The sequence below is a fragment of the Dyella jejuensis genome, from assembly GCF_044904675.1.
GTDB lineage: Bacteria > Pseudomonadota > Gammaproteobacteria > Xanthomonadales > Rhodanobacteraceae > Dyella_B > Dyella_B jejuensis.
In genome coordinates this window covers 99,831-123,937 of the sequence record NZ_JADIKJ010000003.1, presented here as the reverse complement: position 1 = coordinate 123,937, position 24,107 = coordinate 99,831, and the positions used below count along the sequence as shown (strand labels likewise).

Sequence of the window (24,107 nt, the reverse complement as noted above, 5' to 3'; positions counted from 1 at the left end):
GCCGCAATGCCTGTCACGTCATCGGCGGCTGTCGGCGATGCGTCGCGCCGCTGGCTTGGGTGTTCCATCCTGGTTGAAAAGACCGAAACGATTCTCGCGATTGTCCGGATCGCTTCCATCGTCGATCAGGTCATACCACCAAACGCCACGCACGTACCTGCTTGCACGCGCCAGGGCCATGAACCTTGCCAGATAATCAATGGCCGACAGCGCATCGTTGCGAGCAAACGCTTCGAACCAATGCATATCGGAATTGGTAGCGCCGCCGGCGACCACGACGGCATCCGGATCCACCTCATGGATGGCAGCGGCAGCGACGCGCACCCGTTTGGCATAGTCCTCCACGCTGCCGACCGTGCGTGGCCTGGTGGTGGACCCGAAGCCAACTAAAAGACAGCGCGCCGCGAACAGGAAGTCGGCGTTGACCAAAAGAAGACCGCGATGGAGAACGCAAGCAATGAGTCGACTGTGGCTCGATGCGAATAGTCAGCTTGCGTGCGGCGATATGTTGCGTGGCGCTACTTTCTGATGCTTGCACAGAGCAGCTGCGCAAATGACAACGGGCGCCGCAGCGCCCGTTGTGTGATGACACGTCTTGCAACCGATCAGATCGCGTAATACATCTGGAACTCCAGCGGATGCGTGCTGGCGCGATAGCGCGTGACTTCCTGCATCTTCAGTTCGATGTACGCATCGATGAAGTCGTCGTTGAACACACCGCCGGCCTTGAGGAACTCGCGGTCCTTGTCCAGCGCATCCAGCGCGGCGTCGAGGCTCGAACATACCTGCGGAATGTTCTTCTCTTCTTCCGGCGGCAGGTCGTAAAGATCCTTGTCGGCCGGTGCGCCCGGATCGATCTTGTTGAGGATGCCATCCAGGCCGGCCATCATCAACGCGGTGAAGGTGAGGTAGCCCGACTGCATCGGATCGGGGAAGCGCACTTCGATGCGGCGCCCCTTCGGATTGGAGACGAACGGGATGCGGCAGCTCGCCGAGCGGTTGCGCGCCGAATAAGCCAGCATCACCGGCGCTTCGAAACCCGGCACCAGCCGCTTGTAGCTGTTGGTGGTCGAGTTGGCAAAGGCGTTGATGGCGCGCGCATGCTTGAAGATGCCGCCGATGTACCACAGCGCCGTCTGCGACAGGCCGCCGTACAGGTCGCCGGAGAACAGGTTCTTGCCGTCCTTGCTGAGCGACTGGTGCACGTGCATGCCGCTGCCGTTGTCGCCGACGATCGGCTTGGGCATGAAGGTGACGGTCTTGCCGTTCTGGTGCGCCACGTTGCGGATGACATACTTCATCGTCATCAGCTCATCGGCCTTCTGCACCAGCGTGTTGAACTTCACGCCGATCTCGCACTGGCCCGCATTCGCCACTTCGTGGTGATGCACTTCCACGACCTGGCCCAGCGACTCCAGCACTTTGCACATGTCCGCGCGCAGGTCGCCGAGCGAATCGACCGGGCTCACCGGAAAATAGCCACCCTTCACGCCTGGGCGATGACCGCTGTTGCCTTCGTCGTACTTGAAGCGCGAGCTCCAGGCGGCTTCCTGCGATTCGATTTCGTAGAACACGCGGCCCATGTCGTTCTGCCAGCGCACGGAATCGAAGATGAAGAATTCCGGCTCCGGACCGAAGAAGGCGGTATCGGCGATGCCGGTGGACTTGAGGTAGGCCTCGGCGCGCTTGGCGATCGAGCGCGGGTCGCGGCCATAGGCCTGCATGGTGCTCGGCTCCAGCACGTCGCAATGCAGTACCAGTTGGGTGTGGCCGCTGAACGGATCGAGGTAGGCGGTCTCCGGATCGGGCAGCAGCACCATGTCCGACTCGTTGATGCCCTTCCAGCCAGAAATCGACGAACCGTCGAACATCTTGCCGTCCTCGAAGGTCGACTCGTCGATGGCGTGGGCGGGGAACGTCACGTGGTGGTGCTTGCCGAGCATGTCGGCGAAACGCAGGTCGACGAACTCGACCTCATGCTCCTGGATCAGGTCGAGAACTTTCTTGGCGGACATGTGGAACCTCAGATCGTGGAAGGGGATCGCGCGTGCACTGTAGCAAGGGGCGTACCAGGCTTGGAATGTCTTTTTTTTCAGGCAATTAAGTAAAGAGGCGCGGGCGGACACAACACGAACTGCCCGCTTGTGGGGAATGGGTTGCACCAATATTGTGCTTGACGTGCGTCCCATCCCGTTGGCGCAGCTCGGTCGAGGCGGACCAGGTCAGAGCGCCAGCCGCTTTCCGGTAGCACCCGCCAGCCCATCGGTCGAGGCCGATTTGGACGGCAGCGGCGGCACAACCTGCCAGGCAGCCTCTAAGCTATGCGGCTTCTTTTGCCTCATCCGGCGCCGTTCCTGCGCGCCATCGCTGCATCCCATGGAGTTTCGCCTGCCATGCGCGACCTGATCCACGTCATCCTGCTCGGCATCATCGAAGGCGTCACCGAGTTCCTGCCCGTCTCCAGCACCGGCCACCTGCTGATCGCGGAAGACTTCGGGCTGGGCGCACGTTCGGATCTCTTCAATATCGGCATCCAGGCCGGCGCGATCCTGGCGATCACGTTGATCTACCGCAAGCACATCTGGCAATTGCTCACGCAATGGCGGAACCCGGCCAATCGCGCTTACCTGTGCAAACTGGCCGTGGCGTTCCTGATCACCTGCGTGCTTGGCCTGATGGTCACCCACTACGGTTTCAAATTACCGGAGACGGTGACACCGATTGCCTGGGCATTGATGATCGGCGGCTGCTGGATGCTGGGCGCGGAGGCGATCGCCGCCCGCCAGGCCGATCGCAAGGACGTCACCTGGCGGGTGGCGATCCTGGTGGGCATCGCGCAGTTGGTGGCGGGCGTGTTTCCGGGTACCTCGCGTTCGGGCGCCACTATTTTCACGGCGATGCTGGCCGGGACCAGCAACCGGCCGGCCGCTACCGAGTTTTCATTCCTGGTCGGCATTCCGACCATGTATGCCGCCACCGGCTATGAGTGGCTCAAAGTGCTCAAGCGCGGCGACACGGCGCATGAGGATTGGACGGCTCTGGCGATCGGCTTCCTGGTGTCGTTGATCGTGGCGTTCGTCGTGGTGAAATGGCTGCTCGGCTACATTCGCACGCATCGTTTCACGTGGTTCGCGCTGTATCGCATCGCATTCGGCGCCGCGCTGCTGTGGTTGATTCCGGCGGGTGCTTGAAAGTCGCGCGGCGCGTGCGATGCCTTACTGAGCCAGCGACATCGATTTTTCCTGAGCCGGCGGGCGAAGGGCGTCGACCACGGGCGCCAGCGGGCAGACCGATTCGAATGGGCGCTCGAACAGCTCACGCGCCCATTCGATGAAAGCCTGCACGCGCGCCGACAGGTGTTTTTTCTGGGGATATACGATCCACACGCTCTTACCGGTGGAGAGCGTATCGGTCATGATCGGCTCCAGTTTGCCCAGGTCCAGCATGCAGGCTGCCAGCACATGCGGCGCCTGGATGATGCCCAGGCCCGCCACCGCCGCCTGGATCACCGACTCGCCATCGTTGATCAGCATATGCGCCTGGATATCCACCTCCAGCCGGCCGTTCGGTGTGTCGAACTGCCATTGGCGCGGGCGGCCATTCGGGTAGACGTAGTTGATGCAGCGATGGTTTTTCAGGTCATCGATGCTGGCCGGATGGCCATGCCGCCGCAAATAGTCCGGCGAGGCCAGCAGTACGTTGCGGAAATAACCGATCTTGCGCGCGATCAGGCTGGAATCTTCCAGTTCGCCCATGCGGATGGCGCAATCCACCCCTTCCTCGTTCAAGTCATAGGGGTAATCGCACATCATCAATTCCAGCCGGATGTCCGGATAGCGGCGCTCGAAATCCGATAGCTGGGGGATGATCGCGGCCCGCCCTACCGATACCGACATACCGACCCGCAACTTGCCGGTCGGCTTGCGATGCGCGTAACCCAGGGCTTCGGTCGCCTCGGTGAGATCGGTAAGGATTTCCTTGCATCGTGCATAGAACGAGGCGCCATCGTCGGTCAACCGCAGTGCCCGAGTCGAGCGGAACAGCAAGCGTGCGCCAAGCTGTTCTTCCAGCCGCGAGACCGCACGGCTGACCCCGGAAGGCGTCATGCCCAGCTGGGCGGCGGCGGACGCAAAACTTTTCGCCTCTACCACGCGGACAAAGGCGGAGATAGCGGAAAAATCTTCCATAACAAGGTCCAGAGCAAGTACTGCGGGCGATTATGCATCCATTCGTGATTTGAAGTCATGAGTGGCTTGCGCAAGAAACGGATTTTCTAAACTGTACGGTATACCCATCATTCGTTTCCCCAAGCGTGCTGCATTGCGGCACGACCGTATCCCAGGGAGCGAACCGATGTTGAAGAAAACTATTCTGGCCGGGCTCGTCGTGGCAGTCATCGCCGGCAGCTGGGCCCTGTTGGGACACCACGGCGCCCAGGCCCAGGTCGCCACGCCCGACGGCGGCCCGCCCCAAGTCACCGTCGCCCAGGCGATGTCGCGGCCGGTCAGCGATAGCGCTGATTTCACCGGCCAGCTGCAGGCCGTCGATACCGCCGACGTGCGCCCGCGCGTGGGCGGTTATGTAGACGCGGTGCTATTCAAGGAAGGCGCCGAGGTGCACCAGGGCGATGTACTGTTCCGCATCGACCCGCGCCCATTCCAGGCCGAGGTGGACCGGCTCAGCGCCAATCGCGCCCAGGCCCAGGCGCAATGGGGGCTGGCCCAGGCCAATGCGGCACGCGCCCGGCGGCTGCTCGCCCAGCATGCCATCTCGCAGGAAGACGCCGACAGCATGAGTACCGGCGAACAAAGCGCCATCGCCAGCGTGGCGGCGGCCACGGCGGCATTGGCCACAGCCAGGCTCAATCTCGACTGGACCCAGGTGCGCGCGCCGATCGATGGCCGTGTGAGCAATGCCCGCATCATGCCCGGCAACCTGGTGACCAGTTCAGACGTACTCACCAGCGTGGTCTCGGTCAACCCGGTCTATGTGTATTTCGACGTGGATGAGCAGACCTGGCTGAAGCTCGATCGCCTGCGCCGCAACGCCATCAAGAGCGGCCATGCACCGCGCATCGAAGCCAGCATGGGGCTGTCCGACGAGCAGGGTTATCCGCACAGCGGCCGCATCGACTTCGTTGATAACCAGCTGCGCGTGGGCTCCGGCACCATGCGCCTGCGCGCCGTGTTCGACGACGAAGGCGGCCTGCTTACGCCCGGTTTGTATGCGCACGTGCATCTGCAAAGCGGGCAACCCCGCCCACGTGTGTTGATCGATGATCGCGCGGTCGGCACCGATCTTGGCAATCAGTTCGTCTACGTGATCGATGGCCAGCGCAAGGTGCAATACCGCAGGGTCGATACCGGTCCGCTGTTCCACGGCCTGCGCGTGATCGACGACGGCCTGAGCCCCGGCGACGTGGTCGTGGTCAATGGCTTGCAGCACGTACGCCCGGGTGTCGAAGTCGCGCCACAGCAGGTGGCAATGGATTACCGCCTCGATGCGCAAGACAAGGCATTGGTGGATGCAGCGGTCACCGATCCGGATGGCAACGACACGCGCACGGCGCAGGCAGACAGCGGCGCGACGCAAAAGCGTCCGCAGGGTTGAGCGCCACTCTTCCTCTCTCCTGCTGGAAGAGAAAGCCGCATGGCACGAATCATTGAGACATGACCCATGAAAAACATCGCACAGTTTTTCGTCGACCGGCCGATCATGGCCGCGGTGCTTTCGCTGATCTTCGTGATCACAGGCAGCATCGCGGTGTTCAAGCTGCCGATCAGCGAATATCCCGAAGTGGTGCCGCCTACCGTGGTGGTGCGCGCCAACTATCCCGGCGCCAACCCCGAGGTGATCGCCGAAACCGTGGCCACGCCGCTGGAAGAACAGATCAACGGCGTGGAAGGCATGCTCTACACCTCCTCGCAGGCGACCAGCGACGGACAGATGACGCTGACCGTAACGTTCGCGCTCGGCACCGATCTCAACAATGCGCAAGTCGAAGTGCAAAACCGCGTGTCGCAGGCATTGCCGCGCCTGCCGGACGAAGTGCAGCGGCTGGGCGTCACCACGCAGAAGAGTTCGCCCGACCTGACCATGGTGGTACACCTGACCTCGCCGGATAAGCGCTACGACATGCTGTACCTGTCGAACTACGCGCGCCTGCACGTAAAAGACCTGCTCGCCCGCCTCGATGGCGTGGGCGACGTGCAGATCTTCGGCGCCGGCGAATACAGCATGCGGGTATGGCTTGATCCCAACCAGCTGGCCCAGCGCGGTCTGACCACCAGCGACGTGGTCAAGGCGATCCAGGAGCAGAACGTGCAAGTTGCCGCCGGCGCGCTGAACGCACCGCCGGTGCCGGGCAATACCGACTTCCAGCTCAATATCAATACGCAGGGACGCCTGAGCACGGCTGACGATTTCCGCAACATCATCGTGCGCACCGATGCCAACGGCAGCGTCGTGCACCTGCGCGATGTGGCGCGCATCGAACTGGGTTCCAACCAGTACGCACTGCGCAGCCTGCTCAACAACCAGCCCGCGGTGGCGATTCCGATCTTCGCGCGGCCCGGCTCCAACGCGATCCAGATTTCCAACGAAGTGCGCGCCACCATGGCGCAATTGAAAAAGGATTTCCCGCAAGGCGTGGACTACAGCATCGTCTATGACCCGACCGTGTTCGTGCGCGGCTCGATCGAGGCGGTGGCGCATACGCTGCTCGAAGCGATTTTCCTGGTCGTGCTGGTGGTGATTTTGTTCCTGCAGACCTGGCGTGCCTCGGTGATTCCGCTGGTAGCGGTACCGGTATCGTTGATCGGTACTTTCGCGGTGATGTACCTGGTGGGCTTTTCGCTCAACGCGCTGTCGCTGTTCGGCCTGGTGCTGGCCATCGGCATCGTGGTGGACGACGCGATCGTGGTGGTGGAAAACGTCGAGCGCAACATCGAGCTCGGTTATACGCCGCGCGACGCGACACGCCGCGCCATGAACGAGGTAACCGGGCCGATCATCGCCACCGCCCTGGTGCTGTGCGCGGTGTTCGTACCGACCGCCTTCATCAGCGGCTTGACCGGCGAGTTCTATCGGCAGTTCGCGCTGACCATCGCGATCTCCACGGTGATTTCCGCGTTCAACTCGCTCAGTCTCAGCCCGGCCTTGGCCGCGGTATTGCTGAAGGGCCACGACGCGCCCAAGGATCGGCTCACGCTGCTTATCGACAGGGCCTTCGGCTGGCTGTTCCGTCCGTTCAACAAACTGTTCCACCACGGCGCGGAGCGCTACGTGGGTGGCGTGCGCCGGGTCATCGGCAAGGGCTCGGTGGCGCTGGTGGTCTATGCCGGCCTGATCGGCCTGGCCTGGCTGGGCTTTTCGCACGTGCCGATGGGCTTCGTCCCGGCGCAGGACAAGCAGTACCTGGTCTCGTTCGCGCAACTGCCCGACGCGGCTTCGCTCGACCGCGCGCAGGACGTGATCCAACGCATGTCCGCGATCGCGCTGAAACAGCCGGGCGTGGAAAGTGCCGTCGCGTTCCCGGGACTGTCGATCAACGGCTTCACCAACAGCACGAATGCCGGCATCGTGTTTGAAACCTTGAAGCCGTTCGAGGAACGGCGCGATCCTTCGCTGTCGGCCGGGGCGATTGCCGCCGCGCTGAACCAGAAGTTCGCCACGATCCAGGATGCCTACATTGCCACCTTCCCGCCGCCGCCGGTGCAGGGCCTGGGCACGATCGGCGGTTTCCGCATCCAGATCGAGGATCGCAGCCAGCTGGGCTTCGCCGAGCTGTACAAGCAAACCCAGAACCTGATTGCGCAAAGCCAGAAAACACCGGCGCTGGCTGGATTGTTCTCCAGCTACCAGGTGAGCGTGCCGCAGATCGATGCCGATGTGGACCGGGAAAAAGCGAAGGCCGAAGGCGTGGACCTTACCGATGTCGACGATACCTTGCAGGCTTATCTTGGCTCGCTGTACGTCAACGACTTCAATCGCTTTGGCCGCGTCTACCAGGTCAACGTCTCGGCCGAGCCCGGCTTCCGCCACGAGCCGGAAGACCTGCTGCAACTGAAGACGCGCAACGCCCAGGGACAGATGGTGCCGCTGGGTTCGTTCATCAGCGTGCGTCACACCGCCGGCCTTGAACGGGTGATGCATTACAACGGCTACGTGACCGCGGAAATCAACGGTGGCCCGGCGCCCGGCTTTAGTTCCGGCCAGGCGCAGGCGGCGATGGAAAAATTGGCACACGACAACCTGCCCAACGGCATGAGCTTCGAATGGACCGAACTGACCTACCAGCAGATCCTCGCCGGCAACACCGCGATATTGGTGTTCCCGTTGTGCGTACTGCTGGTATTCCTGGTGCTGTCCTCGCTGTATGAAAGCTGGTCGCTGCCGCTGGCGGTGATCCTGATCGTGCCGATGGTGTTGCTATCCGCGATCGCCGGCGTGTGGTTGTCGGGCGGCGACAACAACATCTTCACCCAGATTGGCTTGATCGTGCTAGTCGGCCTGGCTTGCAAGAACGCGATCCTGATCGTGGAGTTCGCGCGCGAACGCCAGCACGAAGGCATGAGCCGCCACGATGCGGTGCTGGAAGCGGCTCGCCTGCGATTGCGCCCGATCCTGATGACCTCGATCGCTTTCATCATGGGCGTGGTGCCGCTGGTCACTTCGCACGGCGCCGGCGCGGAAATGCGCCATGCGATGGGCGTGGCGGTGTTCTCCGGCATGCTCGGCGTAACCATCTTCGGCTTGATCTACACCCCGCTGTTCTACGTGCTGATCCGCGCCGTGGTCGAACGGCGCGAAGCACGCAGGCAACGGCACGCGCCGAGCTTGCCCGCCTTGGAGGGCCATTGAGATGACACGACTTTTCCGTAACACCGTCCTGTTCGCCGCTCTTGCGCTGGCCGGATGTGCCAGCGTGGGGCCGGATTACAACACCCCGCCAGCGCCAACGGCGAACGTACAAGGCGTCGACGCGGCGCGCGAGAGCGCCGCGCAGTTCCAGGCCGCCTGGTGGAAGCAGTTCAACGATCCGGTGCTCGATGCATTGATCCAGCGCGCCGCCAGCGGCAGCCTGGACCTGCGCATCGCCGAAGCGCGCCTGAAGCAATCGCGCGCGCTGCTCGGCAGCGCCCGTTCCGGGCAATTGCCGACCATCGACACGCAGATCGCCTATAGCCGTGCGCTGGAACAGCAGCCGGGTTTCACTACCCAGCGCGTCGCGGCCGATACCTACGAGGCCGGCTTCGATGCTTCGTGGGAAGTGGACCTGTTCGGCGGCGTGCGCCGTTCGGTGGAAGCCGCACGCGCTGACCTGGGTGCCAGCGAAGCATCGCTGCACGACGCGCAAGTCAGCCTGTTCGCCGAAGTCGCGCGCAATTACTTCCAGTTGCGCGGCACGCAGCAACGCCTGGCCATCGCCCAGCGCAACATTGCCAACCAGGCCGACACGCTGAAGCTGATCCAGGCCCGCGCGCAGATCGGCACGGCATCCGAGCAGGATGTCGCCAGTGCCAGCGCCCAGCTCAGCGCCGCCAAGGCGCAATTGCCCGTGCTCGATACGCAGGCCCATGCCTACGCATACCGGCTTGCGGTGCTGCTCGGCGAGCGTCCGGGCGAGCTGGATGTAGACGTATCGCCGGCCACGTTCAAACCGATCGCCAGCGTGCTGCCGATCGGCGATGCGGGCGACGCGCTGTCGCGCCGTCCCGACGTGCGCACGGCCGAACGGCACTATGCGGCAGCTACCGCCCGGATCGGCGTGGCCAAGGCGGATTTCTTTCCGCATATCGCGCTGGGCGGCTTCCTCGGTTTCCTCGCCGGGCAAAGCAACGATTTCGGCGGCCCGGCCTCGCGCGCCTTCTCGTTCGGCCCGAGCATCACCTGGAACGGCCTGAATGTAGAGCGCGTGCGGTCCAACCTGCATGCGAGCGAAGCCCGCGCCGACGAGGCCAAGGCAGACTACCAACGGACCGTTTTGCAGGCGATCGAAGATATCGATAACGCCGTGGTGGCGTACAACGCCGAGCATGCGCGCATCGAGCAATTGATCGCGCAGAGCGAGCAGAGCAAACGCGCCGCCGAGCTGGCGCGGATCCGTTACCGGGAAGGCGCTACCGGTTATCTGGAACTGCTGGATGCCGAACGGGTGCAATTGGCTGCCGACGACGATCTGGCGCAATCGGAGAGCGCGATCGATACGCGGGCCGTGGCGCTCTACAAGGCGCTGGGCGGCGGATGGCAGGCATGCGGCGATGTGCAATGCTCGCAAGTTGCCGCGGCTCTTGCTCCCAACGGTTGATACGACAATCGTATCGGGAACGTGTCGTCCTTCCGGCCTAGCCGGAAGGACGGCCAAATGGCAACGCTAACGCTGCACCATTCGCGCAAACCATTCCCAGCCGCGCACCCGTTCGGCGATGAGCTTGGTGCTGGTCAGCATCGGCACCGCCAGCAGCGCACCGGGAACGCCCCATAGCCAGCCCCAGATCAGCAGCCAGATGAGGATTGCGATGGGGCTGACGCGCATGCGCCGCCCGAGGATCATCGGCGTGATCAGGTTGCCTTCGACCGCTGTGACGCAGGCGAAGCAGAACGCCGGCAACAGCGCTTGCGGCAGCGCTTCAAAATGGATCAGCCCAACGAACAGCAACGTGGTGGTGGTGACGATCGCGCCGACATAGGGAATGAAATTGGCGAACATGGCGATCGTGCCCCACAGCAGCGGATCGGGCATATGCAGCAGGTACAGCATGCCGGCCGTGATCGCGCCGAGGGTCGCGTTGATTACCACCGTGGTGAGGATGTAGCGCGATACCTCGGTCTGGATGCCGCGCACGATGCTTACCGCGTGGCGCTTGTAGCCGAAGTTCGGCGCAATCTCCACCAGCCGGCGCAGGATCAAGTCGCCGTAGATCAGGAAGAAGAACACCAGCAGCAATACGGTAAGCACCGCCGCCAGCGCTTTCGGGGCGTTCGCCAGTACATCCCACGCGCTGATCGCGACGTCGCCGGGGTTCTGCGCGTTGTCCAGCCGTGCCGGATGGCCGTTCACCAGGGTCTGGGTCGCCCGCCCTGCCGCCTCGAGCGGGCGGGTGAAATGTTCGAGCTTGGGAATGAAGCTGCGGATCTGCGACGGCGCGCTGTGCAGCCAGATGAGCGCCGGCTGGGCAAGCAGGGCGATGCCCGCGCCGATGCCGGCAAGCAACGTAGTCATCAGCACGCTGGCACCTAGCCAACGTGGAATGTGGTGGCGCTTGGCGCGCGATACGATGGGATTCAAGGCCAGCCCGATAAACGCGGCCAGCACCAGAGGAATCACCAAGGCCTTGACCAAGGTGACGGTATAGAGCAGGGCCAGGATCAGCAATGCGTTGAGCGTCATGCGTATCGCGCGCATGTGGCCGCGCAGCCGGTATACGCCACGTGTGGCCTGCTTCACTTCCTTGCTGATCGTCGCCGAAGGGGGCGCCGCCGCGTTCCCTCGCGGCACGGGTGTGCCTTCCGCCAGCGCGTTGCCCGGCAACACCGCGGGTTCGATGGCGCTCATGTATCGCTGTTGTCGCTGTCGTTGCCGCTGTCGTCCATGCCCAGTTCGGCGATCAGGCGGGTGCCGTGCGCCACGATTTCCGCAAGCCCGGTAGTGAGCGCCGACGCCAGGCCAGGCACACGCAACGGCCCGACGCCAAGGCTGCCGAGCGCAAAGCCCGCGCCTGCCGCGGTGGCGACGGTGGCCAGCGGGTGCCGATGGCCGCGTTCGAGCAATGCAGCGGCCGGCGCGGCCATGTCGCTGCGATGCATGGCGACGCGCGCGCGCGCCTTGCGAACTTTTTCCAGCTGCTTGAATAAGCTCACCTCAACCCTCCCCCTCGCCGCGGTTTACGTCCTGCTCGGCTTTGCGCATCGTATCGCGCACGATCGCCCGCCACTCCTGGCGGGTGGCGGGCAGACTCATCCAGTGCATGCAGCGGCGGAACAATATGATCGCGCCGAGCAGGGAAAGCGCCTCCAGGGCCGCCAGCACCGCGAAGGCGAGGATCCACGAATGCAGCCATTTGGCCAGCAGCAGGCCGATCAATCCCAGGAGGGTCAGGCCCAGCCCGACGCCGGCGATCGTGGCCGCGAGGCCCGCGGCCAGCATCCAGGACACCGCGCTGCGCGCCAATCCCAACTCGGCGGCCAGCAAATGCAATTGGGCCCCGAACAGGTTGCGCACCGCACGCGCCAGTTGCCCGAGTTCATCGAACACGCCTCCTGGCTTCGGATGGCTGGCCGGCTCGGATGGCCCGGCCGCTTCGTTATCGCGCACGGCATCATGCATCGCCCGCTCCCGTGCTCAAGATGTGAAAAGGATCAGCGCCGAAGGATGCGGCCAAGCAACCAGCCTGCACCGAGCGCAATACCCACGGCCTGTACCGGCTTCTCGCGCACATATTCGCGTACTTCATCCAGCCACTCATCGGCGCGATCCCTGGCCTGGTCATAGGCGGCGCGACCGCGTTCGGTGGCTTCCGATACTTTATCCGTGGCGCGATTGGCGGCATGGGCCGCTTTGTCGGTGGCGTGATGCACGCGCTCTTCGACGTGGTCGGCTGCGCGCTCGAATTTTTCCTTGCTGGTGGCCACTGCGTCGGAGGTGGCCTGTTTGACGCGCTCGGCACCTTGATCGATACGCCCGTGGATATCGTTCTGCACGCCATTTTCCTGGGCCTGGACTTCTTTGTTCATGATGTTCTCCGATTGCAAGTCTTCACTCTAGCGGTTTGCCGCTCTGCTGGCTGAACCGTCACCGCGCCGTTCAGCTGGCTCGCCGAAAGAACGCAATCACTGCCAGGATCAGGAACAGCACGAATAACACCTTGGCGATCCACGCAGCGGTACCGGCGATGCCGGTGAAGCCGAGCAGCGCGGCAATAACCGCGATGACTAGGAATACCAGGGCGTAATGCAGCATGACGACGCTCCTCCTGAACCGGGGGACGTCCTGCTGCACGCCCCTGTATTCCATGTGCCACATGCAGCGCCGTCTCAGCGTGAAGAAGGATCATCGCGACTCACATTTCACGTCCGCGTCGTCGCGGCACCACTTCATGCCGGCACGTTGGCATTGAGGCTATAGGTGCCAGTGAGCCCGGCTTCGGCCAGCACATGGCCTTTCATGGCTTCGCGCAGCTCTTGGAGCGAGAACCCTGGTTGCAGCGAAAGGATCGCCGTGTCGAGCGCATAGATACAGAAATGGTAGTGATGCACCAGCGAATCGTTCCATGGCGGGCACGGGCCGTCGTAGCCGAGGTACGTGCCTTCCATCTGTATGTCGCCGGCGAACCAATCGGTGTAGCTGTTGACGCCTTGCACGCTGCCCGGTGGTCCGAATGGCTGCTTTTTCCCGCGCGGCGTTATCTCGTCGCTGCAGGCGCCTTCGGCCAGCTCGCCGCATTCGGGCGGAATGTTCGCCATCAGCCAGTGCACGAATTCCACGCGCGGCAGATCGGCTGGCACCACGCGGCCCTCCTTGTTGACGTCGTCGGGCTTGCTGGGCACATCGTTGTCGATGCAGGTAAGCACGAAAGAGCGCGTACCGGCCGGCGCATCTTTCCAGGCCAGATGCGGGCTGTGGTTATCCGACAGCGCCATCGGCTGGCCGGGTTTGCCGAACGCGAACGTCGGCGGAATCGGCTTGCCGTGCTGGAAGTTGTCGCTGCGTAACTGCATGGGATAAGTCTCCGTGCGCCAGGAAAGTGCATCAATTGGGGGCCGGCACGCGCCGGTACAAGCCAGCGTCCGCCCGTCAGTGCGTGGCAGGCGGCGGCTTCCGTCGAGCATAGCGTGCCGGCGATGATCCGGCCGTGACAGGCTCTGGTAACGTAGCCGGCTGGCGGAGGACATGCATGAGCCAACTGGATGATCTGAGCACGCTGGTGCGTGCGGCAACACCTTTGCTGGTGATCGAGACAGTCGACGAGCAGCGCGTCATCGAATGCTTTCGCCATGTCATCGCCCAGGCGCTCTATCCGCTTTGGCGCTGGACGCTTACGGAAGGGCTGGAACGCCTTGATTTCAACGGTCCACGCGACCAGCCGGTCGCCCCCGATGCTACCGCCACGCTTACTGCGATCCGCGAAACGGAGCAGCGCGGCATCTATCTGCTATTCGATTTTCAAGCATGCTTGCAATACGCGATGACCCTGCGGCAAATGCGCGAGATCGTGCAGCGCCAGCGTTCGGCCGCGCATACGCTGGTGCTGGTCGGTGCAAAAGTGGAGTTGCCGCAGGAGCTCGATGCCCTGGCCACGCGCGTGTCGCTGGCATTGCCCGATGTCAAGGAACTCGCCGGCATCATGCGCGGCGAGGCGGTGGCGTGGCAGCGCGAGAACAATCGTCCGCTTGAAGTGGATAACGATGCGGCGCGCACCATCGTCCGCAACCTGCTGGGACTGACCGCGCCGGATGCGCGCCGCATCGTGCGCAAGTTGATCTACAACGATGGCGCGCTCAACGCGCACGACCTGCCTGAATTGATGCAGGCCAAATTTGACTTGCTCAATCGCTCCGGCCTGTTGCATTACGAATATGCGACAGCCAGCTTTTCCGACGTGGCCGGCATAAGCCATGTGCGCGACTGGGTGCAGCGACGCCGCGCGGTATTCCTCGATCCCAGCCCTACGCCGGCGCTCGATCCGCCCAAGGGCGTGCTGTTGCTCGGTGTGCAGGGTTGCGGCAAGAGCCTGGCGTCCAAGGCCATCGCCGGCGGCTTCGGCGTGCCGCTGATACGACTGGATTTCGGCGCGTTGTACGACAAGTACCAGGGCGAGACAGAAAGGAACCTGCGTGAAGCGCTGACCAGCTGCGAAGTGCTGGCGCCGTGCGTGCTGTGGATCGACGAGATCGAGAAAGGCCTGGCCGGCGGCGGCGATGATGGCGGCGTGTCCCGCCGCGTACTCGGCTATTTGCTGACCTGGATGGCCGAACGCAAGGCCAAGGTGTTCGTGGTCGCCACGGCCAACGCCGTCGACGAATTACCGGCCGAACTGTTGCGCAAAGGACGGTTCGACGAAATCTTTTTTGTGGACCTGCCCAGGGACGAGGTGCGCGCGGCCATCTTTGCCATGCATCTGAAGCGGCGCAAGCTGGACGTGGAATCGTTCGATCTCCACGCACTGACCGAAGCCAGCGATGGTTTTTCGGGCGCGGAAATCGAGCAGGCCGTGGTCAGCGCGCTTTACGATGCGGCCGGCGATGGCCGCGCGCTGGACCAGGCGATCCTGCTCCATGCACTGCAGGCGACCAGGCCGTTATCGGTATTGATGCACGAACAAGTGGCGACCTTGCGCGCGTGGGCAAACGGGCGCTGCGTGCCGGCCGATTGAGCAAGGACGGACCGCAACCTTTCGTATTGCCGCCGCCATCGAAGAGCATCGCGTTGCCAGCAGACGCCGCCCTTGCCTCTTCGCCGTTCCTTCAGCACGGCATACGCGGCCTCGACTCGGCGATGGCTCGATGCTCTGGGGATTGTACCGATGCCCTGCTCTGTTCCCGGCCGCCCGCGCCGCGAGTTCAACCTGCCATCGCGTTGAAGCGAGCCGCGATGTAGTCGTCGCAGAAACTGGTCATGTCCCAGCCGCGGATGAAGCCACAGTGGCCGCCGTAGCTGGCGATATCCAGCTCGACGTTGGCGGGCAGGTCCAATTTCTCGAAAGCGTCCACCGGGATGACCGGATCGTCGCGGGCGGTGAGGATGCTGGCGGGAATCTGCATGCCCATCAGTGTGCGCCCGGCTACCGAATAGCCATCCAGATAGGCCTCCAGCGAACCGAAGTCGGTGTGGCGCAGCACCAGCGCTTCGGTCAGGCCGCGCAGACTTTGCTTCAGTTCCTGCAATTCGAAATATTCGCGATGCGGGAACGCGGCCTGCTTGGCGCGCAACGAGCGCCGCCATTTATTCATGAAGTACGCCTGGTAAAACCATGGCGCCGTTTCTTCCAGCGAGAACAGGCCCTCGCCGGGATCGATGATCGGACAGACCGCCAGCGCGTAATGAAGTGGAATGCCTCGCGCGGGCGCCTGCATCGCGACGCGCAGCGCGAAATTGCCGCCGAGCGAGAATCCCGCCAGCGCCATCGCGCGCGACGGCCAGCGCCGCGCAATATCGTCCACCGCGTTTACGACTTCGTCGATGCGGCAAGAATGGAACAGTGCTTCATTCAGCGCATGGCTGTCGCCGTGATCGCGAAAATTGAGCCGGAAGACATCCCAGCCCTCGGCCAGCAGGCGGCTTCCCGTCTGCAGCACGTAGGTAGAATCGACGCTGCCTTCCCAGCCATGGAAGAGCACGGCCAGGCCGCGCGCGGAAGGACGGCCTTGCTGCGCGGTGAAGGCACCAGTCAATCGCACGCCGTCACCGCCATCCACCATGACCGTCTCGGCGCCTTCCAGCACGCGGTAGGCATGCGCCGGAAGCAGCTTGCGCCGTAGGCCGCTGGAGGAAAGCATGGTTTGGATATGACCGCTGGTCAGCGGCCAGGGCGGGCGGAAGTCGCGTCCTTGCGGCAAGGTCATGCAGGTTTGTCCTCAAGCGCCGCGGCAATGCGTTCACGTGCCAGGTCGGCCATGCGGCGGCGACCATCCGCATGGGTCGGCACCGGTTCCAGGAAGTGCACCTCGGCATCCATCGGCGCGCCGCCCAGCATGCGCAAGAAGTTCTGCATGAAATTCTCGTGCTGGCGAAAGCCCGCATCGATCAGCCGCTTGCCGTCGCGAGCGAAACGCAACGCCACCGGTTGCACCGGCACCTGGGCATCCAGCGCGGCCTGGAAGATGCGCGCATGGAAAACCTTGAGCACGCCGTCGTGGCCGGTGCCGCCTTCCGGAAACACTGCCACTGAACGGCCTTCGCGCAGCCGTTCCACCATGACCTGCATCACTGCGGCGAGCGAGTGGTTACTGCCGCGGCGGTGGAAAATCGTGCCGCCGCTGGCCGCCAGCCATCCGACCAGCGGCCAGCTGGCGATTTCCGCCTTGGCCACGAAGCAGGCGGCGCGCTGGCTATGCAGCAGCTCGATGTCGATCCACGAGGTGTGATTGGCGACGAACAGCGCCGCGTCGGGCAGCGGCTGCCCGATCCGCACCGAGCGCAACCCGAAGATGCGCATCAGCCCGGTGGACCAGGCGCGGATCATGCGGTGGGTGAACGGCTCGCGCCCGTTCTTCATCACCACGTGGCGGTTCCAGGTAAGGACGAACCCGCACAGCATGATGCCGAGCACGATATGTACGAGCAACCATGGCACCCGCCACAGGTAACGTAGCGGGCGTAGCAGGTCGCGGTCCGGGGGAGAAACGGCTTCGATACTCATCAGTGCAGTTAGTTTAACGTTAATCAGGCGCGAGTCGGCAGTCCGTCCGCGCGGCGGCGTCCCGCATTTGTCGGCATACGATCTTTGGCAGACGCCGCGCGGCTTGCAAGGGCTGCAAGAACTTGCCGCCCTGTCCTCGGCATCCGGACCTTTTCATCGTTCCAGCTGCGACAAGGGCAAGGCCGCCGAGCGCTTGACGGTGCGCAGCACGAAGCTGGAGTTCACGTCGGCCACGCCCGAGGCGTTGAGCAACCGGTCCAGCAGGAAGCGCGAGAAATGCTGCAAGTCTGCGACATAAATGTGCATCAGGTAGTCCATGTCGCCGGTAAGCGCATAGCAAGCCACCACCTCGTCCCATCCGTTCAGTTGCGCCACGAAGCGCTCGATCGCCTCGCTCTCGTGCTTGCTCAGCTGCACGCGCACGAACGCCTGCAGGCCCAAGCCCACCGCTTCCGGATCGACCTGCGCGCTATAGCCGGTGAGGATGCCTTCGCTTTCCAGCCGCTGCAGGCGGCGCAGGCAGGCGGACGGCGACAGGTTCACCCGCTCGGCCAGTTCGGCATTGGTAATGCGCCCTTCGCCCTGCAGCACGGCAAGCATACGCAGGTCGGTACGATCCAGCTCGGCCATGCACGATACCTCGGTAGTTTGCGCCAATATCGCACGAATATTGCACTTGCCCAGGTTTTTCACGCAATAAAGCAAGCTCTTTGCGGGGCAAAGACCCTATTCTGTTGTGATCGCCCTTCGTTGGGCGTCATGCGCAATGCCGGAGCCATCGATGGATACCAACACGCCACGCAAGATCGAACACCAGCAGACCGATCGCGGCTACGTGCCGGTCTATGCCACCGGCGTGGTGGAGCAACCGTGGTCCGACTACAGCCGTACCGATCATGAGGTGTGGGACACGCTGTACAAGCGCCAGCGCGAACTGTTGCCCGGGCGCGCATGCAGGGAATTCCTGGCCGGCGTGGAACGGTTCGGCTTGGGCGACGGCGGCATTCCCAAGTTCAGCGACCTCAACCAGGTGCTCGGCAAGGCCACCGGCTGGGAACTGGTCGCGGTCGAGGGCCTGCTGCCGGACGAGGTGTTCTTCGATCACCTGGCTAACCGCCGCTTCCCGGTGAGCTGGTGGATCCGCAAACCCGACCAGCTGGATTACCTGAGCGAACCCGACCTGTTCCACGATCTGTTCGGCCACGTGCCGTTGCTGCTCAACCCGATCTTCGCCGACTACATGCAGGCCTATGGCCGTGGCGGCATGAAAGCCTTCGGCATCGGCCCCGAAGCGTTGATGAACCTGACGCGGCTGTACTGGTATACGGTGGAATTCGGCCTGATCAACACCGATGAAGGCCTGCGCATTTACGGCGCAGGCATCGTCAGTTCGAAAGGCGAGTCGATCTACTGCCTGGATTCACCCGCGCCCAATCGCATTGGCTTTGGTCTGGAGCGCGTGATGAACACGCGCTACCGCATCGATACTTACCAGCAGACCTATTTCGTGATCGACAGCTTCGAGCAGCTGTTCGAGGCGACGCGGCCGGATTTCACGCCGCTCTATGCCAGCCTCAAGCAGGCTTCCGCGCATGCCGCCGCCGAGGTGCTCGACAAGGACCGCGTATTCAACCGCGGCACGCGCGAAGGTTTTGCCAGCAATGCGGATGCGTAAGCCCCGTCGTTTCCTGCTGGCGCTTGCCGTCGGTGCCAGCCGGAACGACAAGCCCGCTTATCGCCCGTGCGCATCCACCCACGGCCTGATGATGCCGATCCACAGCGCATAACCGCTGCGATTCATATGCAGGCCGTCATCGCCGAACCATTTCGCCTGCGGCTGGCCATCCGGCCCCAGCATCGGCGTGAACACATCCAGGTATGCCACGTTGTGCTGGGTTGCCGCGTAAGCGCGCACCAACCGGTTGGCTTGCCGGATCTGGGACAGCAACGCCTTGCGCGCCACGCTCGGCTTGATCGCGATGAAGGCGATCGGCACGCCGGGATCGACCGCGCGTGCCTTGCGCACGAAGGCGGCAAAGTCGTCGCGCACCTGTTCGGGGCTATGCCCGTCCCACAGATCGTTGTCGCCGGCGTACATCACGATGGCGCGCGGATGATAAGGCGCCACGATGCGGTCGGCAAAGTAAGTGGAATCGCTCAGTTCCGAGCCGCCGAAACCGCGGTTGATTACCTTCACTTCCGGAAAGTCCGCCGCCACCGATTTCCAGTGCTCGATCGACGAACTGCCAATGAACAGCACGGCATGTTGCGGCGGCGGGTCGGCACGATCGGAAGCCTCGAAGGCGGCAATCGCCGCGTTCCATTGCGCGTGGCCGCTCCCCGCGCAAGCGGCGCACGAGGCCAGGGCAAGCATTAGCGATAGCAGGATTTTCATGATGTACCTGTCGGTGTCAGGTGGGTACGGAGATTAGGCGAAGCCGTGGCCGCATTCGCCAGCTGTAAGGGCTCATTAACCGATCATAGCCTGCGCAATCGGACTTGCATGGCGGCGGCCCGTATCCAAAGGCCGCTTCGAAGCATGCCTGGGCACGATCGTCGCACCAGCGTGCTGGACCAGAGGCCGCAGCCATGCGCTGGTCAGCTGCGTTTGAGTTCGCTGACCTCTAAGACCTGCGCGATGCGCTGGCCGTCCCAGCGATAGATCAGGTGGTGTGCCTGGACGCAGGGCGCGACCACATCCGGATAGAACGCCGCCAGGCATTCACCGCCGCCGTGGCGCACGCTGTCGTAGACGATGCCGTTGGAAGCCTGTTCGCGCAGCGTGCGCGCAAGCTTCACGCTGGCCGCATAGCTCTCCGGGTCGTGCACCTGCGGCCAGCCGCCGCGAATATCGTGCAGCTTGCAATCAATGCTGGTGCGATAGCAGCGCATTTCGATATCGCAGGCCGGCTCGGCCGTGGCGGCAAGAAAACGCTCGCGGTGGTACACCGTTTCTTCCACCGCGGTGATCACGCTGTGCGCGGCATAGAACACGCCCCAGCTACCGTCGGAAAAGCGGCTGCCTTCCGGATTGAGATGGGTGAAGGCGGCCATGACCGGTGTCGAACCCGGGCCACTGACGCGGCGATCCTTCGGTACCAGCCGCATGCTGTCCGCCTCTTCGCGCAGGCGCGGATTGGTCAGCGCCTCGATGGCAAACACGGCCTCCAGGTCGGCGGGATCGGCAATGCGGTCGAACAACCCGGCCGGCGGAAAACGGCTCGGCACGATGCGGTAGGCCTGGCTCCAGCGGATGCGTCGAAGAGGGGGCAAGTCGATAGGCATGATGGGTCCGTGGCACCAGCCGCGCGTAAAGTTCTTCCCTGTTCGGCTGTGGATATTGCTGGAACAGGTTCTCGCCGGTTGCGACGGAGGTTTCAGTTCCAGCCGCGCTGCGCATCCAGGTACTGGCGCACTACGTACAGGTCGCCGACGTTGCCCGACAGCATGCGCTCCAGCGCGGAATGGCCACCGAACAACGCCGCTTGGTTGGGCTTATGCAGCCAGGCGTCTGCCTGCTCGGGATCCGGAAACAGGATCTGTAGCGCCTTGTAGATGCCCAGCAGGTAACTGATGCGTTCCAGCGTGTCGCGTGCCAACACGCCGTCCTGCTGCCGCTTCCATTTGTAGAACGTGGATTCCGGCGGATCGCCCAGCAGCTTGCGCTGTTCGGCGATGCGCAGCTGCCAGCGTTCGGCCAGCTTGAAGAAGGTGCGCAGGGCAGGGCCGCCCAATTCTTCAACAGGGGTGGTGCGGGGCAAGGCATGGACTGGCATGGCCGCTCTCCCAATAAAGCTTTGGCGCATAATACTTCACAGGTGAAGTTTTCGCCAATCGGGCTGGCATGCGCGCTTCCAGCCGGCCAGCCTCGGCTTCGCCATCCTTAGACATCGCATGCCGGACGCGCCAGCCAGGCACGTCCATCGTTACGGCATGGCCGCCTTGGGTTCCGCGGTGTCGGCGTGCTCGTGTCCATAGTTGGGCTCCGGTCCACCTTCGGCGATAAAGCGATCGATGCGCTGCTCCAGCACCGGCAAGGGCACCGAGCCGGTCGAAAGAACGGTGTCGTGGAAAGCGCGAATATCGAATCTCGATCCAAGCGCTTGCTCTGCGCGCGCGCGCAGCTCCAGCAATTTCAGATAGCCGAGTTCATAGGACAACGCCTGTCCCGGCCAGCTGATGTAGCGATCCACTTCGTTGGCGATTTCGCGATCGGATAACGCCGTGTTTTCGGTCATGTAATCGATCGCTTGCTGGCGCGTCCAGCCAAGGTGGTGAATGCCGGTATCGACCACCAGCCGACAGGCGCGCCACATCTGGTAGGTGAGATAGCCGAAACGCTGGTAGGGCGTCTTATAGATGCCCATTTCGTTGCCCAGGTATTCCGAATACAAGCCCCAGCCCTCGCCGTAGGCGGAGATATAGCCGTTGCGGCGGAAGGCCGGCTGGCTTTGGTCCTCTTCCGCCAGCTCCAGCTGCAATGCATGCCCTGGATACGATTCATGCAAAGTCAGCGCCGGCATGTTGTAGAGCGGACGCGAGGGCAGGTCGTAGGTGTTGACCAGATAGACGTCCGGGCCGCCGCGGCCCGATGTGTAATAAGGCGCGATGTCCGCCGGCACCGGTTCGATCGTGAAGCGCTCACGCGGCAGGTGGCCGAAGAACTTGCCGACCTGGCCGTCCACTTCCTTGGCCACCCAGGCCGTGCGGTCGAGCAATTCCTGCGGGTTCTTGGCGTAGAACTGCGGATCGGTGCGCAGGAAATGCAGGAACTCGGCAAAGCTGCCCTTGAAGCCGGTTTCGCGCATGGTTTGCAGCATTTGCGCGTGGATCGTGTCGACCTGTCGCAAGCCGATCGCGTGGATGGCATCGGGGGCCAGATCGAGCGTGGTGTATTCACGGATCTGCTGGCGATAGTAGGCCTTGCCATCGGGCAGGGCCTCCGCGGCCAACGTCGTGCGCGCCTGCGGTACGTACTCGTTGCGGAAAAAAGTGAGCAGCTTCGCGTAGGCGGGAATCACATCGCGGCTGATTTTTTGGCGCGCGTCGGCCTGGATCGCCGCGGCGGTCGCGGCCGGGATGGTCGAGGGCATATGCTGCAACGGGGCGTAGAAACTGGCTTGCGTCGGATCCTTCAGCCCGGCCACGGCGGCAATCGATACATCACGCCCCGTCAGCACCGCGCGCGGCACGCTGAAGCCACGCTTGAGGCCTGCGCGCATATTGGCGATCTGCTGGTCGAAATAGGCCGGTACCTGGCTGAGGCGATCGACGTAATGGCGATAATCCGTTTCGCTATGCAGGGCATCTTCCCCGAGATCGTCATCGAGTTCGCTCCAGAACGCCGAGTCGCTGTTGAACGGCATCTGCCATTGCTTGAATTGCTGGTCGGCGATGAAGTTGCGGATCTGTTCGCGATAGACCGCATAGTTCACCTGGTCGGCAGGTGTAAGTTGTTGTACGTCGATCGCATCGAGCTGGCGCATGACTTTTTGCCAGTAGTCCAGCCGCTGCTGCTGGCTTTTCGCATCGACCTGGTCCAGCCGCCCGTTGTTGGGCTGCGATTCGCCCGACGCGCTGATGCCTGCCTGCCCCGTGCGCCAGGCCCATTCCTGCTGGTAGATCTGCCTGAAGCGCGCGTCCGCATGCTGCTGTGCCAGGGCCGGTAGGGCGAGGGCCATGCCCAGCGCGATGGATCCGATGCGTAGTGCGATGTTCACGATGCTTGGTGCTCCGTCATGGATGGGGCGATCGGACGCCGACCCGCCATCTTCCACGCTCCCGTTAGCCAGTGCCTGTGGCGAAAGCTGGGTCTTGCCGCGCACGCAGCAGCAAGGCGCGGACGCATGCCATCGACGAGATCGCTGTAAACGGGTTAGTGCCAAGCAGCCTGTGCCCCTGATCAGGCACAGCTTACCGGAAGGCCGGCAACTCGCCGGCAGGACAATCGCCTTATTCGAGGCCCGAGTAATACCCGCGCATGGCTTGCAGATACGAGGCGAGGTTGCGATCCGCGGGACTGTCGAATATCTCGCCGGTCTGCTCCACACGTCCAATGCGATCCGGGCGGAAGTTACGGAAATCGCGACGCAGGCGGCACCAGGTACCAAGCGTCCAGGCACCGCCCCAGAAGGCCAGGCACAGCGGTTCCACTTCGCGCTCGCTTTCGCGGCCCAGTTCATCGCGATAGAGCAGCCGCAATACCTGCTGCGCTCCGATCGAGGCATGCAGCTGGTCGATGAGCGCGGCGAAGGCGACCGACGCCTCATCGCGCCAGATCGGCGCATAGATCCGCGTGCGCGAGGAACGCTCGCGCAGCTCGGGCGGCAGCACCGCTTCGATCTTCACCAGTGCCGCCTGGGCGCCGGCGGCCAGCTTCTCGCCGGCAAAGGCGCGAACGAAGCGCGTGCCGACCACCAACGATTCGAGTTCGTCGGCGGTAAACATCAGCGGCGGAATGTCCGAGCCCTTGCGCAGCACGTAGCCCACGCCAGCCTCGCCCTCGATCGGCACGCCAGAGAGCTGCAGGTCCGCCACGTCGCGGTAGACCGTGCGCAGCGATACGCCCAATGTTTCGGCGAGTTGGCGCGCTTGCAGCGCGGTGCGGCGGCCGCGCAGGGCGTTGATGATGAGAAAGAGGCGATCGGCGCGGCGCATCGGTACATGATCACCCAGGCAGCCGGCGCGAGCCAGCGTCCAAAGTCATGCGCGCCGGTCGCGATGCCTGCGACAGCCATCGGCAAGCCG

Annotated in this window: 23 protein-coding genes; 6 read left to right on the top strand and 17 right to left on the bottom strand. The window is 63.4% G+C overall.

All coding sequences use genetic code 11. The features are described 5' to 3' along the window. Positions 1-18 precede the first annotated feature (18 nt). A complete protein-coding gene (locus ISP15_RS04515; protein ID WP_404545554.1) occupies positions 19-429 on the bottom strand; it encodes a hypothetical protein in 411 nt (136 codons plus the stop codon). A gap of 176 nt (positions 430-605) precedes the next feature. After that, positions 606-2,015 carry a type I glutamate--ammonia ligase gene (glnA, locus tag ISP15_RS04510; RefSeq protein WP_404545552.1) on the bottom strand — a complete coding sequence of 470 codons (1,410 nt, stop codon included), beginning with the start codon at positions 2,013-2,015 and terminating at the stop codon, positions 606-608. 378 nt (positions 2,016-2,393) lie between these two features. Here glnA and ISP15_RS04505 point away from each other — a divergent pair, with 378 nt between their 5' ends. Continuing rightward, positions 2,394-3,191, top strand: a complete 798-nt coding sequence (locus ISP15_RS04505; RefSeq protein ID WP_404545551.1) for an undecaprenyl-diphosphate phosphatase — start codon at positions 2,394-2,396, stop codon at positions 3,189-3,191. A gap of 24 nt (positions 3,192-3,215) precedes the next feature. Here the strand turns inward: ISP15_RS04505 and ISP15_RS04500 are convergent, their stop codons facing one another. Next, positions 3,216-4,187: a LysR family transcriptional regulator gene (locus tag ISP15_RS04500; RefSeq protein WP_404545549.1), complete on the bottom strand. Its 972-nt coding sequence runs from the start codon at positions 4,185-4,187 to the stop codon at positions 3,216-3,218. A gap of 166 nt (positions 4,188-4,353) precedes the next feature. Here ISP15_RS04500 and ISP15_RS04495 point away from each other — a divergent pair, with 166 nt between their 5' ends. From ISP15_RS04495 to ISP15_RS04485, 3 genes are all read left to right on the top strand, one after another. Continuing rightward, positions 4,354-5,610 (top strand): efflux RND transporter periplasmic adaptor subunit, encoded by a 1,257-nt coding sequence (locus ISP15_RS04495; protein ID WP_404545547.1) that lies wholly within the window; start codon positions 4,354-4,356, stop codon positions 5,608-5,610. A 66-nt stretch (positions 5,611-5,676) separates the two neighbouring features. Further along, positions 5,677-8,862 (top strand): efflux RND transporter permease subunit, encoded by a 3,186-nt coding sequence (locus ISP15_RS04490; protein ID WP_404545545.1) that lies wholly within the window; start codon positions 5,677-5,679, stop codon positions 8,860-8,862. A 1-nt stretch (position 8,863) separates the two neighbouring features. Then, a complete protein-coding gene (locus ISP15_RS04485; protein ID WP_404545543.1) occupies positions 8,864-10,309 on the top strand; it encodes an efflux transporter outer membrane subunit in 1,446 nt (481 codons plus the stop codon). A 66-nt stretch (positions 10,310-10,375) separates the two neighbouring features. Here ISP15_RS04485 and ISP15_RS04480 read toward each other — a convergent pair whose 3' ends face one another. From ISP15_RS04480 to ISP15_RS04455, 6 genes are all read right to left on the bottom strand, one after another. Continuing rightward, positions 10,376-11,557 (bottom strand): AI-2E family transporter, encoded by a 1,182-nt coding sequence (locus ISP15_RS04480; RefSeq protein ID WP_404545541.1) that lies wholly within the window; start codon positions 11,555-11,557, stop codon positions 10,376-10,378. After that, the gene (locus tag ISP15_RS04475; RefSeq protein ID WP_404545539.1) at positions 11,554-11,862 is read right to left on the bottom strand and encodes a hypothetical protein; all 309 of its coding nucleotides are present in this window, start codon (positions 11,860-11,862) and stop codon (positions 11,554-11,556) included. The genes ISP15_RS04480 and ISP15_RS04475 overlap by 4 nt, the downstream gene beginning before the upstream one ends. A 1-nt stretch (position 11,863) precedes the next feature. Then, complete coding sequence (locus tag ISP15_RS04470; protein ID WP_404545537.1) at positions 11,864-12,328, bottom strand: ABC transporter ATP-binding protein; 465 nt, start codon at positions 12,326-12,328, stop codon at positions 11,864-11,866. Positions 12,329-12,360: 32 nt separating this feature from the next. Next, positions 12,361-12,735 (bottom strand): DUF883 family protein, encoded by a 375-nt coding sequence (locus ISP15_RS04465; protein WP_404545535.1) that lies wholly within the window; start codon positions 12,733-12,735, stop codon positions 12,361-12,363. A 70-nt stretch (positions 12,736-12,805) separates the two neighbouring features. Then, positions 12,806-12,961, bottom strand: coding sequence for a DUF1328 domain-containing protein (locus ISP15_RS04460; protein WP_188794089.1), 156 nt, complete (start codon positions 12,959-12,961; stop codon positions 12,806-12,808). A 134-nt stretch (positions 12,962-13,095) separates the two neighbouring features. After that, positions 13,096-13,719: a YbhB/YbcL family Raf kinase inhibitor-like protein gene (locus ISP15_RS04455; RefSeq protein WP_404545533.1), complete on the bottom strand. Its 624-nt coding sequence runs from the start codon at positions 13,717-13,719 to the stop codon at positions 13,096-13,098. A gap of 176 nt (positions 13,720-13,895) precedes the next feature. Between ISP15_RS04455 and ISP15_RS04450 the strand changes: the two genes are divergently transcribed. Beyond that, complete coding sequence (locus ISP15_RS04450; RefSeq protein WP_404545531.1) at positions 13,896-15,374, top strand: AAA family ATPase; 1,479 nt, start codon at positions 13,896-13,898, stop codon at positions 15,372-15,374. Between the two features lie 187 nt (positions 15,375-15,561). On the opposite strand, the gene ISP15_RS04445 is transcribed toward ISP15_RS04450, so the two are convergent. The 3 genes from ISP15_RS04445 to ISP15_RS04435 form a co-directional block, all read right to left on the bottom strand. Then, positions 15,562-16,563 carry a YheT family hydrolase gene (locus ISP15_RS04445; RefSeq protein WP_404545529.1) on the bottom strand — a complete coding sequence of 334 codons (1,002 nt, stop codon included), beginning with the start codon at positions 16,561-16,563 and terminating at the stop codon, positions 15,562-15,564. Continuing rightward, a complete protein-coding gene (locus ISP15_RS04440; RefSeq protein ID WP_404545527.1) occupies positions 16,560-17,360 on the bottom strand; it encodes a lysophospholipid acyltransferase family protein in 801 nt (266 codons plus the stop codon). The genes ISP15_RS04445 and ISP15_RS04440 overlap by 4 nt, the downstream gene beginning before the upstream one ends. A gap of 153 nt (positions 17,361-17,513) precedes the next feature. Further along, entirely contained in the window at positions 17,514-17,990 is a 477-nt protein-coding gene (locus tag ISP15_RS04435) for an Lrp/AsnC family transcriptional regulator (RefSeq protein ID WP_404545525.1), read from the bottom strand. Between the two features lie 151 nt (positions 17,991-18,141). On the opposite strand from ISP15_RS04435, the gene phhA reads away from it, so the two are divergent. After that, positions 18,142-19,035 carry a phenylalanine 4-monooxygenase gene (gene phhA / locus ISP15_RS04430; RefSeq protein ID WP_404545523.1) on the top strand — a complete coding sequence of 298 codons (894 nt, stop codon included), beginning with the start codon at positions 18,142-18,144 and terminating at the stop codon, positions 19,033-19,035. Positions 19,036-19,092: 57 nt separating this feature from the next. Here the strand turns inward: phhA and ISP15_RS04425 are convergent, their stop codons facing one another. The 5 genes from ISP15_RS04425 to ISP15_RS04405 form a co-directional block, all read right to left on the bottom strand. Continuing rightward, positions 19,093-19,755, bottom strand: coding sequence for an SGNH/GDSL hydrolase family protein (locus tag ISP15_RS04425; protein ID WP_404545521.1), 663 nt, complete (start codon positions 19,753-19,755; stop codon positions 19,093-19,095). Positions 19,756-19,958: 203 nt separating this feature from the next. Next, positions 19,959-20,645: an RES family NAD+ phosphorylase gene (locus ISP15_RS04420; RefSeq protein ID WP_404545520.1), complete on the bottom strand. Its 687-nt coding sequence runs from the start codon at positions 20,643-20,645 to the stop codon at positions 19,959-19,961. A gap of 92 nt (positions 20,646-20,737) precedes the next feature. Further along, positions 20,738-21,136 carry an MbcA/ParS/Xre antitoxin family protein gene (locus tag ISP15_RS04415; RefSeq protein ID WP_404545519.1) on the bottom strand — a complete coding sequence of 133 codons (399 nt, stop codon included), beginning with the start codon at positions 21,134-21,136 and terminating at the stop codon, positions 20,738-20,740. Between the two features lie 150 nt (positions 21,137-21,286). After that, positions 21,287-23,041: a DUF885 domain-containing protein gene (locus ISP15_RS04410; RefSeq protein WP_404545716.1), complete on the bottom strand. Its 1,755-nt coding sequence runs from the start codon at positions 23,039-23,041 to the stop codon at positions 21,287-21,289. A gap of 271 nt (positions 23,042-23,312) precedes the next feature. Next, positions 23,313-24,017, bottom strand: a complete 705-nt coding sequence (locus ISP15_RS04405; protein ID WP_404545518.1) for a helix-turn-helix transcriptional regulator — start codon at positions 24,015-24,017, stop codon at positions 23,313-23,315. Positions 24,018-24,107 lie beyond the last annotated feature (90 nt).

What these genes read in the sequence shown, in the direction of transcription:
- glnA (WP_404545552.1), bottom strand. Translation starts at nt 2,015, where the DNA reads ATGTCCGCCAAGAAAGTTCTCGACCTGATCCAGGAGCATGAGGTCGAG.
- ISP15_RS04505 (WP_404545551.1), top strand. Translation starts at nt 2,394, where the DNA reads ATGCGCGACCTGATCCACGTCATCCTGCTCGGCATCATCGAAGGCGTC.
- ISP15_RS04500 (WP_404545549.1), bottom strand. Translation starts at nt 4,187, where the DNA reads ATGGAAGATTTTTCCGCTATCTCCGCCTTTGTCCGCGTGGTAGAGGCG.
- ISP15_RS04495 (WP_404545547.1), top strand. Translation starts at nt 4,354, where the DNA reads ATGTTGAAGAAAACTATTCTGGCCGGGCTCGTCGTGGCAGTCATCGCC.
- ISP15_RS04490 (WP_404545545.1), top strand. Translation starts at nt 5,677, where the DNA reads ATGAAAAACATCGCACAGTTTTTCGTCGACCGGCCGATCATGGCCGCG.
- ISP15_RS04485 (WP_404545543.1), top strand. Translation starts at nt 8,864, where the DNA reads ATGACACGACTTTTCCGTAACACCGTCCTGTTCGCCGCTCTTGCGCTG.
- ISP15_RS04480 (WP_404545541.1), bottom strand. Translation starts at nt 11,557, where the DNA reads ATGAGCGCCATCGAACCCGCGGTGTTGCCGGGCAACGCGCTGGCGGAA.
- ISP15_RS04470 (WP_404545537.1), bottom strand. Translation starts at nt 12,328, where the DNA reads ATGCATGATGCCGTGCGCGATAACGAAGCGGCCGGGCCATCCGAGCCG.
- ISP15_RS04465 (WP_404545535.1), bottom strand. Translation starts at nt 12,735, where the DNA reads ATGAACAAAGAAGTCCAGGCCCAGGAAAATGGCGTGCAGAACGATATC.
- ISP15_RS04460 (WP_188794089.1), bottom strand. Translation starts at nt 12,961, where the DNA reads ATGCTGCATTACGCCCTGGTATTCCTAGTCATCGCGGTTATTGCCGCG.
- ISP15_RS04455 (WP_404545533.1), bottom strand. Translation starts at nt 13,719, where the DNA reads ATGCAGTTACGCAGCGACAACTTCCAGCACGGCAAGCCGATTCCGCCG.
- ISP15_RS04450 (WP_404545531.1), top strand. Translation starts at nt 13,896, where the DNA reads ATGAGCCAACTGGATGATCTGAGCACGCTGGTGCGTGCGGCAACACCT.
- ISP15_RS04445 (WP_404545529.1), bottom strand. Translation starts at nt 16,563, where the DNA reads ATGACCTTGCCGCAAGGACGCGACTTCCGCCCGCCCTGGCCGCTGACC.
- ISP15_RS04440 (WP_404545527.1), bottom strand. Translation starts at nt 17,360, where the DNA reads ATGAGTATCGAAGCCGTTTCTCCCCCGGACCGCGACCTGCTACGCCCG.
- ISP15_RS04435 (WP_404545525.1), bottom strand. Translation starts at nt 17,990, where the DNA reads ATGGCCGAGCTGGATCGTACCGACCTGCGTATGCTTGCCGTGCTGCAG.
- phhA (WP_404545523.1), top strand. Translation starts at nt 18,142, where the DNA reads ATGGATACCAACACGCCACGCAAGATCGAACACCAGCAGACCGATCGC.
- ISP15_RS04425 (WP_404545521.1), bottom strand. Translation starts at nt 19,755, where the DNA reads ATGAAAATCCTGCTATCGCTAATGCTTGCCCTGGCCTCGTGCGCCGCT.
- ISP15_RS04420 (WP_404545520.1), bottom strand. Translation starts at nt 20,645, where the DNA reads ATGCCTATCGACTTGCCCCCTCTTCGACGCATCCGCTGGAGCCAGGCC.
- ISP15_RS04415 (WP_404545519.1), bottom strand. Translation starts at nt 21,136, where the DNA reads ATGCCAGTCCATGCCTTGCCCCGCACCACCCCTGTTGAAGAATTGGGC.
- ISP15_RS04410 (WP_404545716.1), bottom strand. Translation starts at nt 23,041, where the DNA reads ATGGCCCTCGCCCTACCGGCCCTGGCACAGCAGCATGCGGACGCGCGC.
- ISP15_RS04405 (WP_404545518.1), bottom strand. Translation starts at nt 24,017, where the DNA reads ATGCGCCGCGCCGATCGCCTCTTTCTCATCATCAACGCCCTGCGCGGC.